Source organism: Chryseobacterium sp. (assembly GCF_029240215.1).
Taxonomy (GTDB): domain Bacteria; phylum Bacteroidota; class Bacteroidia; order Flavobacteriales; family Weeksellaceae; genus Chryseobacterium.
In genome coordinates, this window is the sequence record NZ_JARBTK010000001.1 from 570,323 (window position 1) to 582,954 (window position 12,632).

Here is a 12,632-nt window from a genome sequence, read left to right on the forward strand (position 1 = left end):
TTTAAAACTCCATTATGCAAAGAAATTTTTTATTTGTAGCTGCAATCTTCTTGTTTCTTGAAGTCTATATTTATCAGGCAATTAGAACGTTAACCGATAATTCATGGATTAAAATCGGATACTGCGTTTTGTCTTTAGCCGTTTACGGATTCTTTGCTTATGAAGTTTCCCATTTTCAGAGATCAGACAGAAGTACAATGAGAGCCCAAATCATGATCTCGTTATTTTTGGTCTTTATTTTACCTAAAATTTTCATCGTTTTATTTTTATTAATTGATGATATTTTCAGAACGGGAGGTTATTTAGTCGGATTAACCAGACCAACGGAAAACTTTTTCCCGGAGAGAAGAAAGTTTTTGAGCATTATGGGACTTGGTTTAGGTGGAGTTCTTTCAGCGTTATTTATTGATGGAATTACCTTTGGAAAGTACAGACACAAAGTAAGAAGAGTAAAAGTAAAAATTAAAAATCTTCCTCAGAGCTTTAAAGGTTATAAAATCATTCAGATTTCAGATGTTCACAGCGGAAGCTTTTCTGATCCAAGCAAACTGGAACATGCTATTGATTTAATTAACGAACAAAATCCTGATTTAGTGTTATTTACAGGAGATATGGTCAATAATGTTTCTGAAGAATTCAAACCCTTTATTCCTCTTTTTTCTAAAATCAAGGCGAAAGACGGAAAGTTTGCGGTGTTGGGAAATCATGATTATGGTGATTATGTGACTTGGGAATCTCCTCATGCTAAAAAAGTGAATCTTGAAGCATTGATTGAATACGAAAAACAGGCAGGCTTTGATATGTTGATGAACGAAAACCGCGCGATCGACAGAAATGGAGAAAAATTATACATTTTAGGTGTAGAAAACTGGGGTTTAAAGCCTTTTCCACAATTTGGAAAAATTGATAAAGCATTAGAAAACGTACCGCAAAACGCCGCAAAAATATTAATGAGCCACGACCCTACTCATTTTGATTATGTGGTTAAAAAACATCCTGCAGATATCAGTTTGACTCTTTCCGGTCATACTCACGGAATGCAGTTTGGTTTAGATTTAAAAAATATCAAATGGTCACCCGTACAATACAAATATCCAAAATGGGCAGATTTGTATGAAAGTGAAGGAAAAATGCTTTATGTGAACCGTGGTTTTGGGGTTTTAGGTTATCCGGGAAGAGTTGGAGTTTTGCCGGAAATTACTCTACTGGAACTTTCTTAATGAAAACCGTTGAAAAATACTCCTATGAAAATAATTGATTTTGAATCTAAATCATGGTTCTTTCTGAGTCATGAAGAGGACTACTACATTGATGTCAACTGCAGTCATTCATTTATCAGTTTTAATATGCTTATTCAATTAAACAAATCTGAAATGAGTCAGTATCAAAATAACGGGAGAGATTACCTAAATTCTTTTGTAAAAGAGATTCAGCACTATGCTCTTTCCACTTTTAAAGACAGAAATATAAAAGGAGAGATGGAAAGAATAGCAAATGATTCTATCATCAAATTCTTAGAGGAAAATAGCAAATATTTTTTTTAATCAAAATATATAATCCTTCATCCTCGAAGTCGCCAATTCCTTTTCATTAATCCAGACCAGAAAATCTTCTAGCTTATCCTCCATCTTTTTACCGCAGTTAAAGCTTCTATGAAATGGGACTTTAAAGTTAAATTTTTTGACATCCGTGAATTGCCAAATATCAAGATAAACTAATACAAAATCATCGTTTTTTAAAGTCTCAAAAACCATATTCTGATAGTATTTCATTGGCAAAACCTGAAACACAAAATCATTATAAGGAAGCTGACTGTAAGGCGAAATACTTTCCGGAACAATACTGATTCCGTTTTCTTCTGTGATATCAGAATCTCTTTTCAGACGTTTAAATGGAAACAGAATATCCGCATGATCAATATTGGAAATATAACTGAATCCCATCAGTTTTAATTCTGATTCAGCAATTTTAAATTCTTTTTGACGAATACCTTTGATTTGTTTTTCAAGAAATTCTTCTGCAATTTTTTTGGCTTCTTCAATTTGCAATGCTGAAGAATTTTTATTGTAAAAAGCAATTTCATGCCCTTGAGCAGAAATTGCTTTTATAAGGTTTTTAATTTTTTCTACGATGGAAATTTCAACAAAAAAGCTCGCTTTAACTTCATGAATATCTAAAATTCTAAGAACAGATTTTGCATTTGCAATTGTAATTTCCAACCTTTCATCATTGGTAATTTGAGAACCATTTTTGGTTCCTGACTCAATATTCAAAATGTTGAAGGTTAATAATATCATTTAAATTAAATTTTATATAAAAATCACAATTAATTAATTTCCAGTAGTTAAAATCAATTTTACTTAAAGTAAAACTTTATAATTAATTTTTATTTAATTTCAGTTTCAAATTTTTAATCATGTCTTTAGACATTTCAGAAATTCCAAAATCATAAGAAAGATTCCAATCTTTTTTAGCGATTGAATCATCAATTGATGATGGCCAGGAATCTGCAATAGCTTGTCTGAAATCCGGTTTATAATCTATCTCAAATCCCGGAATTTCTTTTTTAATTTCTGCTGCCAATTCTTTTGGAGTGAAAGACATTCCACCTAAATTATAAGACGAACGAACCGTCAGACTTTCCTTCGGAGCTTCCATTAATTTCAATGTTGCGTTGATCGCATCATCCATATATAACATCGGCATTGCCGTATCTTCAGAAATAAAACTTGTATATTTCCCCTCTTCTACTGCTTCATAAAAAATCTCTACTGCATAATCTGTTGTTCCTCCACCTGCAGGAGTTTTCCATGAGATCAATCCCGGATATCTGATACTTCTTACATCAACACCATATTTATCAAAATAATATTCGCACCATTTTTCACCCGCCATTTTTGAAATTCCGTAAACTGTAGTAGGATTCAAAACGACATCCTGAGCAACATCATTTTTAGGAATTCCTTTCCCAAAAACAGCGATCGAACTAGGCCAGAAAATCTTTTTAAGCAAACCTTCTTTCGCCATTTCACAGAAATGAAGAAGTGGCTCAAGATTCAGTTTCCATGCAAAAACCGGTTGTTTTTCAGAAGTTCCTGACAAAAGTGAAGCCAAATGATAAACTGTTGTAATATCGTAATCTTTAATGACCTGTCTCACCAATTGCGTATTGGTAACATCCATTCTTTCATAATATCCTGCAGAAGTAAGGTCTTTTTGCCATCTGTCTAGCCCTGAAGCAACTACATTTTCAGCTCCGTGAATTTCTACAAGTCTGTTGGTAAGCTCTGTGCCAATCTGCCCCAAAGCTCCTGTGATGAGAATTTTTTCCGTGAAGGATTCCATTTTTATTTTTTATTAGATGAGTAAAAGCAAAAATAGAGATTTTGACTACTATAAGAAAACAAAATTGTAAATTCGGATATAATTTTTGTCATTAAAAAGTTTATTTCAGCATCAAAAACAATTTAACATAACATTTTACACAATTTAGAAACACAGATATAAAATGAAAAAGTTGTTATTCACCATCTTGTTAGCTTCATCATTTATCAATGCTCAATTTACCGACATCAATATTGTAAAAGAAGTCAAAGTCAAAAACAAAGGTGTGGTAGTTTCTGCACATCCTCTTGCGAGTGAAGCGGGTGCAAAAATTCTCAAAATGGGTGGAAATGCTTATGATGCAATTGTAGCGACACAATATGCTTTAGCAGTTGTTTATCCTCAAGCAGGAAATATTGGAGGTGGCGGATTTTTAGTCGGAGTAAAAAATAATGGAGAAAAATTTACTATAGATTATCGCGAAACAGCTCCCAAAAAGGCTTCAAGAGATATGTATCTCGACCAAAAAGGCAATGCAAATACAGATTTATCTCAAAACGGAAGATTATCCGTGGGAATTCCAGGAAGTGTGGCAGGATTTTTTGCTACTTTAAAATATTGTAAACTCCCTATGAATCAAATCATTCAGCCGGCAATTGATTTGGCTGAAAAAGGATTTGCCATTACCGAACAGGAAGCTGGGTTACTCAATTCAAGTAAAGAATATTTTCAGAAACATAATAAAACTTCAAATGCTTTTGTAAAAAATGAAAGCTGGAAGTCCGGAGATATTTTAGTTCAAAAAGAATTGGGAGAAACTCTAAAATTAATTCAAAAATCAGGTTCAAAAGGATTTTATGAAGGAAAAACAGCAGAACTTCTGGTCGCCGAAATGAAAAAAGGAAACGGAATCATCACCTTGGAAGACCTTAAAAATTATAAAGTTGCCGAAAGAAAAGCTTTGGAATTTGATTATAAAGGAAACCAGATCGTATCAATGCCATTGCCTTCAAGCGGCGGAATTCTTTTGGCGCAAATGCTGAAAATGTCAGGTTTTGAAAATTTAGAAAAATATCAACAAAATTCCACTCAGGCAATTCAGATCATGGTAGAAGCTGAAAGAAGAGCCTTTGCAGACAGAGCCGAATATATGGGCGATCCTGATTTCATTCATGATAAAACTTCTTACTTGATTTCGGATGACTATTTAAAAAAACGATGGAAAAGTTTTAGTTTTAATAAAGCAACACTGAGTTCGGCAGTCGGGAAAATCATTCAACAACCTAAAGAATCTACAGAAACTACTCATATTTCTGTAATTGATAAAGATGAAAATGCAGCGGCAGTTACAACCACTTTAAATGGATTATACGGAAGTAAAGTTGTTGTTTCCGGAGCAGGCTTCTTTCTAAACAATGAAATGGATGATTTCTCTGTAAAACCAGGCGTTCCGAATATGTTTGGAGCGGTTGGCGGAGAAGCTAATTCTATTCAGCCGAACAAAAGAATGCTGTCATCAATGACTCCGACAATCGTTTTAAAAAACGGAAAACCTTATATGATCGTCGGAACTCCGGGCGGAACTACAATTCCGACGTCCGTTTATCAGTCGATTGTGAATGTAGTAGATTTTAAACTGAATGCCAATGTTTCCGTCAATTCTCCAAAGTTCCATCATCAATGGCTTCCAGAAACAATAGCTTTCGAGAAAAATTTTCCTGAGACAACTATAAAAGATCTCGAAAAACTGGGTTACAAAGGTGAAAGATGGGGACAATTAGGAAGAACGGAAATGATTCTTATTGATGATAACGGAAATATTCATGCCGTTGCAGATGGTCGTGGTGACGATTCTGTTGCTGTGGAATGATTGAGATTTCTTTATATTCTGAATAAAACGAAAGTGTAATGAAGAATCATTTCTGTTACTAAAATTCCCCCTTTGTCAGAATGATAAACGAATTAAAAATTTAGTTTCGGCGGGGCTGAAAGCCCCGCCGAAACTTCCCATGACATCCATATTATTATCCCAAGTAATTTTCTTACTTTTCAGCCTATAAATAAATACGCTTTGAAAGCCAAAAAAATCTACCAGCAACTTTACTTTCAGGTAATTGTTGCCATCATTGCAGGAATTCTTTTAGGAAAATTTTATCCCGAATTGGGTGAAAAAATGAAACCTTTGGGTGACGGTTTCATCAAATTGGTCAAAATGATTATCGCTCCCGTCATCTTCATTACCCTGACTTTAGGAATTGCTCACATGACCGACCTGAAAAAAGTAGGAAGAATTGCCGTAAAAGCAATGATCTACTTTTTCACATTTTCTACCTTGGCTTTAATTATTGGTTTAATTGTAGGAAATCTTTTACATCCCGGATCTGGATTAAATATTGATCCAGCAAGTTTATCGGGTGACGTTTCTCAATATCAGCAAAAAGCTCACGCTACCACATTGACTGGTTTTCTGATGAATATTATTCCGGAAACTTTATTCAGTCCTTTGGTTGGTGATAATATTCTTCAGGTGCTTTTGGTGGCAATTTTGATGGGAGTTGCTTTGGTTTTAACAAAAGAAAAAAGCCAGAGAATTACCTATTTTTTACAGGATTTGGCAACACCGGTTTTCAAAATTGTACATATGCTGATGAAACTGGCTCCGCTTGGCGCTTTTGGGGCAATGGCTTTTACCATAGGAAAATACGGACTCGCCTCCGTTTTAAATTTAATTTTTCTCGTGGGAACATTTTATATTACTTCCGCCCTATTTGTAGTTTTGGTTTTGGGCGCAGTTGCTTGGTACAATGGTTTTAGCATATTTAAACTTATGTATTATCTGAAAGAAGAACTTCTTTTGGTTTTAGGAACAAGCTCTTCAGAATCTGCACTTCCGGGAATTATGGATAAGCTTGAAAAAGCCGGATGTTCCAAAGCCATTGTAGGATTGGTAGTTCCTACAGGTTATTCCTTTAATCTTGACGGAACTAATATTTACATGACATTGGCCTCTCTTTTTATTGCTCAGGCTTTAAATATTGATCTTTCACTTGAGAAACAGCTGATGCTTCTTCTGGTGGCCATGTTAAGTTCAAAAGGTGCTGCAGGAGTTACAGGAGCAGGATTTGTGACTTTAGCCGCAACATTAGCTGTAGTGCCTGAAATTCCGATTGCGGGAATGACTTTGATTTTGGGAATTGATAAATTTATGAGTGAATGTCGAGCTTTGACCAATGTTATCGGGAATTCTGTGGCAACTGTGGTGGTTGCAAACTGGGAAAAACAGTTGGATAAAAATCAACTGAAATATTCTTTGGATCATCCAAATGAGGTGGAGAAAAAACTGGAAGTTTAATTTTTTATTTTTGATATAATTTGTACTCGAATTGTCATTCCGGAGGAATCTCAACATCGCATAAAAACATAGTTTAGATTCCTACGGAATGACAAACTTAGCGTATTACTTTGACAAGATTTTCTAATGAAGACAAAAATCCCAGCCCCGATTGAAGTGGAAATCCTTTTTTGAAAAAAAAGATTGCAACGGAAAGCGGGAAATAGCTCCTGAAAAATGAGTAATTGGTAATGGGTAATAGATTCTTAATTCATCAGAATGACAGACCAAATGTAATGATCTATATCAAAATATTTAAACTTGCAGGCTGAACTTTAATATGAATCGGTGATTTGATTTTGTTGAATTCGCCATCGAGATGCCAGTTTTTGGTATTTACTTTAAATTCGACTTCTGAAACTGGTAAATAGGTGATGTAATCGTCTTCTTTGAGTTTTTTTGTAAACATTCTGAAAGCAAAGAGTGGCGAATACGTCAATGGAAATTTTTTAACCAAAACCATATCAACCAAACCGTCACTTTTGCTCGCCATCGGAGCAATATAAGCGTTGTTACCAAATTGACGGGTGTTTGCGATGTTGACCATCAGATATTTTCCGTTGTGCTGCTGATATTTTTCGTCCAAAAATTTGAGTTTAATGGGCTTGTAATTAAAAAAAGTTTTGAGTGAAACTTTGATGTAATTTTTAAATCCACGATCGGTTTTTTCAAACTCTTTTACGACTTTTCCATCAAATCCGGTTCCCGAAACATTGATCGACAACCTTTCATTAACCGTGAAAGTATCTATTTTCCTCGATTTTCTGTGATTTAGTTTTTCTATAAGCTCGTCTAAATTTTTGCTGAACTGTGTCTCGTTTGAAAAACCATTTCCCGAACCAGCAGGAAAAATCGCCAGAATTTTTTCTGTATCAATCAGATTTTTCGCCACCGTAGAAATCGTACCGTCTCCGCCGATTGCGACGAAAATATCTATATCAGAAAAATGTTTCTGAATAAACTCATCAGTTCCCGGAATAGACTCCGAGATGTAATATAACGGATTTTCGACTTTTTTTGTAAGCTCATTGAGAAATGGCTGATAATTCTTTTTCGCCGAAAAAGGATTGATAATAAAAGCTACTTTTTCCATTGCCACAAAAATAAAAAAATGCTTCCTGATTTGGAAGCATTAATATTAATTAATTTTCATTCTTTCTTTAAATTGCTCATTGATAGTTCCTTTCAGTTCTTCCCAAGACACAGGAATTATAATATCTCCCGCTGCAAAAGCCGCAATCTCGTAAGGACTGTAATGGAAATATAGGTTTTTGTCATCAAAATAAAAATTATCGCTCGCTGGAATAGATTCAAGCAAAAGCATATCAGAATTTTTAACCGCTCCTTGAGAATCGGTAGTTCCACTTGGAATGTTGTTGATATTCTTCATCAAAAGCGCCTCTAATCTTGCTTTTGGCATCGTTGTAATGTCCTTCAAAGCAACTCTTTTATTGTTTTTTAAGTCAAAAACTCTTTCAACAAAACCATAATTCCCGTGTGCCCCTCCTTCATAAGAAGAATACATATACTCGATCTGTAAAAAATCGTTTGAATGTGATTTCAGTTTCATAAATGATCCTGTATCCCACGTTTGAGGATGCTGAATATCTGCAATCCAATCGTTATCTTTTCCTTTAACGGAAGCAAAATATTGATCTTTATCTTTATCTAAAAATTTCTGTAAACCTTGTTTTGAAAAATCTGTAATTCCTTTTTTGTCGTAATAGATACTGTCTAGAAGTGCCTTGTCTTTGAGAGTCGGAAAAACAAGCATTTTAGCTTCATACTTTAATGAAAGCAAATTGTTGACCTTTGCTGAATCACTCAATTTAACAGAATCAACAAAGAATTTTTCCGGAACTTTGGTTTCCGTAGTATTTAATTCTGCGTTCTGAGAATCTGTTTTCTTGCAAGATGTAACAGCAAATATCGTAGACAATGCGAGAATAGCGAAGGTATTTTTCATAAATTATTATTTTGTCTAATAATGCAAAAACCATTCAAAAGATGAATGGTTTTTAAATATTTCGGTTAATTTTTATAAATTTATTTTTTAATCAGACTCATCACCTGATTTTCGCTGTCAGAAATCACTTTCCAGATTTGTTTGAAAGCCGGATAATATTCTTTGGGATAATCTGCACTTGCAATCTCAAATTTAGAAACGGTGATAATTTTATTTTCTTTCTTTTCTACAACGTAAGAATAGCTTATTTCTTTATCTTCTGTCACAATCTTTTTACTTTTAGGCAAATCTGCAACATCATATCCTTCAGGAATTTCTATTTCTACGATTTTTGTTTTACTAATTGGTGAAATAAAATCGATCATATATTTTCTCTCTTCCTGCTGATCAAAATCGTTGGTTGTCTGATGCAAAAATAATAGCGGATTGATGATTTTTCTTTTCCCAAGATTATCCATCAAATTGCCCGATTCAAAATTCATGGTAGATCTGAATTCTCCTGTATCCAAAACTCTTGAGCTGATATTGGAAAAGTCTACTGAAAAATTTTCTTTGTACTGTTTTTTGTATTTATCAGGATTCTCGTCAAAATTTTCTTTTGCATTTAATGCAAACAAACCTTCATCATCATCTTGATACTGCCCTGTTACAGTACCATCAGGATTTATTTTCGCTTTTGTTGTGTGAGTAGAATAGCTCATTTTGATGTTATTCAGGGAAATTACTTCAGCTTTGTCATCTCTCAGCAAAAGTCCGTTGCTATTCCAAACTCTACTTGGCAGAATCCCTTCTTTTGCCTGCTTAGATGTTGCATCAAAAAGGTATATATCTTTTCCTATTTCTATCGCTGCAATTACATAATTAAAGTTTCCGATGTTTGGAAATGTAAGATTGACATATCCGTTTTTTACTGTGGAAATCAAAATTGGATACGCTTTTAGATGCTCCGTTCTCAACATATTAATCAACACAAGATTAATATCACCTGTATTTCCTGTTTTAGTTTTATTTAACTCTTTGATACCGTTTTCTGTGTAGAAACCATATGTTTGATTCCATGTGTAAGAATTTTTAACATGATCAAAAATTGAATTCGCTTTTTTTAGTTCATCTTTTTCTTCAGAAATATTTTTCGGAATCAAATCTTTTACCAATCGGTCTTTTTTATATTGCAAACCGAATTCCTCATGATCCCACAATTTTTTTCTAATGTCTTCCCAAGTAGAAGTGTATGTTTTTAAGCCATTGTTAAAGAATGTAGAATGAAGCTCTGCACGTATTTTAGTTCTGTAATTATCACTATTCTTTACAAATTTCTCTGCTTTGAAAGCCTTTAGATTTTCGTAAGCAAATCTATATGTTTTAGAGTCTGCTCCATATAGAAACTCATCACCCACTTTTTTATGCTTAGGAGTCAGACTACCCGTAAAGTCAATGTGGTAAGACATATTGGTAGGTGCATCCAATACATATTCAGAATACATTGAAGGTGTATCTAATTCCATATAAATCAACGGAATTTCATACAAAAATGGTGAGGTAACCTCATATTGATACTCAATCACCGAGCCATTTTTGATGTTGGGGAAAGCAAACTTATTTACAGTCGTATATTTATTTTCTTTTGATTTGAATTTCGAACTTTTATCAACTCTAGTTTCAGCTATCTGATCATTTTCAAGATTATAAACATAGGCTTTTACAGAATTGAGTATTTCCCGGCTTCCCGTATTGTTATCATATAAGGAAATATCCAAATTTAACCAGTCTTCAGATTTATCTTTGTCATAAATCTTTACTCTGTAAGCATATTTTTTTATCAATTGACCGTTATAAGGATCTACACGATAATGTATCGAACGATAAAGAATTTCTGCCGGAGCTTTTTCATCAATATTTGATTTTGCTTTCTTTAAATCTTCAATTGTGAATTTTGGCATTTTCAGGAACTCATGTTTCTGTGCAAAGACGGAAGAACTCATCACGATTACACAGAGAACTAAAAATATTTTTTTCATTCTTATGATTTTTTTGATATTAAGATTTTTGAATTATCGGCGTTCATTATTTTTTTTCTGAAATTGACGTAATCGTTGTATTTTTCTTTAGAATAAATTCCTTTTTTTATATTAATGCTTCTTTTTACCACAAGCTGATCTTGTTTTTTCTCAAAAGTCAGCATGTAAGTTCCAAAATCTGAGGTCAGAATTCCGTTTTGCGGCATTTCTTCAATAATGTAATTAGAAGGAAGCTGAAAAACAATTTCATAATCGTCTTCATAAGAAAATCTGTTTTCAAATGGCAACTGACGGTTTTCATCCTGATGATAAAAACCTGTAGAATAAATAGGAACCGCTCTGAAAATAAAACTGTCGCCCATCATTTTGGAATAATTTGAGGCTTTAAAATTCAAATCAAAATCTATTGAAGCCAAATCTTTATTGTTGATAAAATTATTCATTTCCACATTTTCAAAATTCAAACTCGAAAATTTAGATTTCACCGCTTCATTTTTATCTTTTTGAGAAAGTGAAATGTAGCTTAAATTAAAATCATATTGATTTCCTGTGTATGAAAATTTCCCTTTTCCGGAGATTGTTTTATCAGGATTGATCTGAATATTCAGTATTTGTTTCTCTTTATTTTGCTGTGATGTATAGCTCGGAGTTTCCATAACCTCAATACCGGTTGGCATTACAGCTAAAACATTTCGGTCTGTTGTATGATAACTTAAATGGTTGAAAGCAATATCCTGAGAAGTGTTTTCTAGCCAAATATTGCCTTTTTCTGTAGGAACCATTAAAATAATGTGATTTCCACCCATTTTCGGAAAGTCTTTATCAAAAGAAATCGGAGACTCGTTGGAATTGATTTTACAATAATAAGATGGAATTCCCGCTTCGTCAAGAAGCGTTTTCATATAATTACTTAGCCCTTTACAATCTCCATAACCTTTTTTCTGAACTTCATCCGGCATCATTGGTTGCCAACCGCCAATTCCTAGAGCCACAAAAATATATCGTGTTTTGCTCTGCATATACTGAAATATTTTTTTCACTTTATCTTCCGTGCTTCCTGAAAGATTGAGTGCAGCAATTTCAGATTTGATCTGAGGTGTAGAAACCGATACCGGAGTCAAAAGATTATTGTGATACCAAAGTCCGAAATCTTTCCATGAGGTGATATTCCCTTTTTTACCCACCAAGTTGAATTGATCCAGAGAGAAACTCACTTTGGGCAAAATTTTCTGCGGATTGGGAACCAATTCTGCATTATCAATTGCCGGAACATTCTGATAAGTGTACAATTTTTCGTTTCCGTTGTCCTGAATATCAACAGCAGAATATTTAAAAGGAGATTCGTAAGTTTTTGAACGAAGATTGATCCCAGATTTATTGACAATTTTAAAACTGCTTTTCTCTAATGAAATATTGTAATCATAAAATGGCGTAAAATCAGGAATAAAAATAGTATTCTGATCTTTCTGATCATAGCTAAACTCTACCGTATAAGGAAATGATGTCGGTGTATAAGGCAAAACCATCACTCTGTTATCCGAGTAAAAAGTTCCCTGAGAATTGGCCGCCACATCTGAGAAATCACTTTTTGAGAAGCTTTTCACTTTAGTTCCCTTTTCATCAAATATGATGACCTTTACATTTGAGATAACATCCCCTTTTTCGTAATAAATCTTGGGAATGGAATAGCTTATCGCATCTTTATTTAAAATGGTAACTGCAGAAAGATTTCTGTAAACAATTTCATCAATTTTATTGATCTCAACGACTGTGCTTTCATTTCTTATGACTACACTTGCATTTTTCTTAAGATTTTCGCTGATTTCTGAGACTGGATAACTTTGCGAGTAATACAATGATGCTAACGAAAAAGCACCTAAGCAAAGAATTTTCATCATGGTTATTTAATTTCCCCAAAAATATAAAAATTCTT

10 protein-coding genes are annotated in these 12,632 nt (G+C 33.6%); 4 read left to right on the top strand and 6 right to left on the bottom strand.

The window, feature by feature from the left end:
* Nucleotides 1–14: 14 nt before the first annotated feature.
* On the top strand, nt 15–1,220 hold the full coding sequence (locus K0R77_RS02545) for a metallophosphoesterase (RefSeq protein ID WP_300346988.1): 1,206 nt from the start codon (nt 15–17) through the stop codon (nt 1,218–1,220).
* A 24-nt stretch (nt 1,221–1,244) separates the two neighbouring features.
* Nucleotides 1,245–1,544 carry a hypothetical protein gene (locus K0R77_RS02550; RefSeq protein WP_300346990.1) on the top strand — a complete coding sequence of 100 codons (300 nt, stop codon included), beginning with the start codon at nt 1,245–1,247 and terminating at the stop codon, nt 1,542–1,544.
* Here the strand turns inward: K0R77_RS02550 and K0R77_RS02555 are convergent, their stop codons facing one another.
* Nucleotides 1,545–2,297, bottom strand: coding sequence for a polysaccharide deacetylase (locus tag K0R77_RS02555; protein WP_300346992.1), 753 nt, complete (start codon nt 2,295–2,297; stop codon nt 1,545–1,547).
* 82 nt (nt 2,298–2,379) lie between these two features.
* Nucleotides 2,380–3,345 (bottom strand): NAD-dependent epimerase/dehydratase family protein, encoded by a 966-nt coding sequence (locus K0R77_RS02560; protein WP_300346994.1) that lies wholly within the window; start codon nt 3,343–3,345, stop codon nt 2,380–2,382.
* Between the two features lie 163 nt (nt 3,346–3,508).
* On the opposite strand from K0R77_RS02560, the gene ggt reads away from it, so the two are divergent.
* Together ggt and K0R77_RS02570 are read left to right on the top strand one after the other, a co-directional pair.
* Nucleotides 3,509–5,194, top strand: a complete 1,686-nt coding sequence (gene ggt / locus K0R77_RS02565) for a gamma-glutamyltransferase (RefSeq protein ID WP_300346996.1) — start codon at nt 3,509–3,511, stop codon at nt 5,192–5,194.
* A gap of 201 nt (nt 5,195–5,395) precedes the next feature.
* A complete protein-coding gene (locus K0R77_RS02570; protein WP_300346999.1) occupies nt 5,396–6,676 on the top strand; it encodes a dicarboxylate/amino acid:cation symporter in 1,281 nt (426 codons plus the stop codon).
* A gap of 280 nt (nt 6,677–6,956) precedes the next feature.
* On the opposite strand, the gene K0R77_RS02575 is transcribed toward K0R77_RS02570, so the two are convergent.
* The 4 genes from K0R77_RS02575 to K0R77_RS02590 all read right to left on the bottom strand — a co-directional run bounded on the left by K0R77_RS02575 (nt 6,957) and on the right by K0R77_RS02590 (nt 12,594).
* On the bottom strand, nt 6,957–7,808 hold the full coding sequence (locus K0R77_RS02575; RefSeq protein ID WP_300347001.1) for a diacylglycerol kinase family protein: 852 nt from the start codon (nt 7,806–7,808) through the stop codon (nt 6,957–6,959).
* A gap of 45 nt (nt 7,809–7,853) precedes the next feature.
* On the bottom strand, nt 7,854–8,681 hold the full coding sequence (locus K0R77_RS02580; protein ID WP_300347003.1) for a DUF3298 and DUF4163 domain-containing protein: 828 nt from the start codon (nt 8,679–8,681) through the stop codon (nt 7,854–7,856).
* 80 nt (nt 8,682–8,761) lie between these two features.
* On the bottom strand, nt 8,762–10,699 hold the full coding sequence (locus tag K0R77_RS02585; RefSeq protein ID WP_300347005.1) for a DUF3857 domain-containing protein: 1,938 nt from the start codon (nt 10,697–10,699) through the stop codon (nt 8,762–8,764).
* A 2-nt stretch (nt 10,700–10,701) separates the two neighbouring features.
* Nucleotides 10,702–12,594 (bottom strand): DUF3857 domain-containing protein, encoded by a 1,893-nt coding sequence (locus K0R77_RS02590; protein WP_300347007.1) that lies wholly within the window; start codon nt 12,592–12,594, stop codon nt 10,702–10,704.
* Between the last annotated feature and the right edge of the window lie 38 nt (nt 12,595–12,632).

What these genes read in the sequence shown, in the direction of transcription:
- K0R77_RS02545 (WP_300346988.1), top strand. Translation starts at nt 15, where the DNA reads ATGCAAAGAAATTTTTTATTTGTAGCTGCAATCTTCTTGTTTCTTGAA.
- K0R77_RS02550 (WP_300346990.1), top strand. Translation starts at nt 1,245, where the DNA reads ATGAAAATAATTGATTTTGAATCTAAATCATGGTTCTTTCTGAGTCAT.
- K0R77_RS02555 (WP_300346992.1), bottom strand. Translation starts at nt 2,297, where the DNA reads ATGATATTATTAACCTTCAACATTTTGAATATTGAGTCAGGAACCAAA.
- K0R77_RS02560 (WP_300346994.1), bottom strand. Translation starts at nt 3,345, where the DNA reads ATGGAATCCTTCACGGAAAAAATTCTCATCACAGGAGCTTTGGGGCAG.
- ggt (WP_300346996.1), top strand. Translation starts at nt 3,509, where the DNA reads ATGAAAAAGTTGTTATTCACCATCTTGTTAGCTTCATCATTTATCAAT.
- K0R77_RS02575 (WP_300347001.1), bottom strand. Translation starts at nt 7,808, where the DNA reads ATGGAAAAAGTAGCTTTTATTATCAATCCTTTTTCGGCGAAAAAGAAT.
- K0R77_RS02580 (WP_300347003.1), bottom strand. Translation starts at nt 8,681, where the DNA reads ATGAAAAATACCTTCGCTATTCTCGCATTGTCTACGATATTTGCTGTT.
- K0R77_RS02585 (WP_300347005.1), bottom strand. Translation starts at nt 10,699, where the DNA reads ATGAAAAAAATATTTTTAGTTCTCTGTGTAATCGTGATGAGTTCTTCC.
- K0R77_RS02590 (WP_300347007.1), bottom strand. Translation starts at nt 12,594, where the DNA reads ATGAAAATTCTTTGCTTAGGTGCTTTTTCGTTAGCATCATTGTATTAC.